The following is a 257-nucleotide window of genomic DNA, read 5'->3' as shown; positions in this document are numbered from 1 at the left end:
GGCGGATTCAAGCGGTCGTCGCAACACCAATTGTGTTCACTCACGACAGCAACTCGTCAAGCGCCTCTGCCGGTGTTTTCCAGCCCAGGGTTTTTCTCGGTCGGGCATTGAGGGCCGCGGCCACGGCGGCGATCTCGTCGGCGCTGTGGACGCTCAGGTCGGTGCCTTTCGGGAAGTACTGACGCAGCAGTCCATTGGTGTTCTCGTTGGTGCCACGCTGCCATGGGCTTTGCGGATCGCAGAAGTAGACTTGGACA

1 protein-coding gene is annotated in these 257 nt (G+C 60.7%); it reads right to left on the bottom strand.

Features of this window, described 5'->3' with window-relative positions; all coding sequences use genetic code 11:
* Positions 1-40 precede the first annotated feature (40 nt).
* Positions 41-257 (bottom strand): IS30 family transposase (locus AU465_RS32735; protein WP_192257124.1); only part of this gene is annotated, 217 nt, incomplete at its 5' end.

The organism is Mesorhizobium silamurunense (assembly GCF_014843905.1).
Classification (GTDB): domain Bacteria; phylum Pseudomonadota; class Alphaproteobacteria; order Rhizobiales; family Rhizobiaceae; genus Mesorhizobium; species Mesorhizobium silamurunense.
The sequence above is the reverse complement of the archived record's forward strand: the minus strand, read 5'-3'. Positions and strand labels throughout refer to the sequence as shown.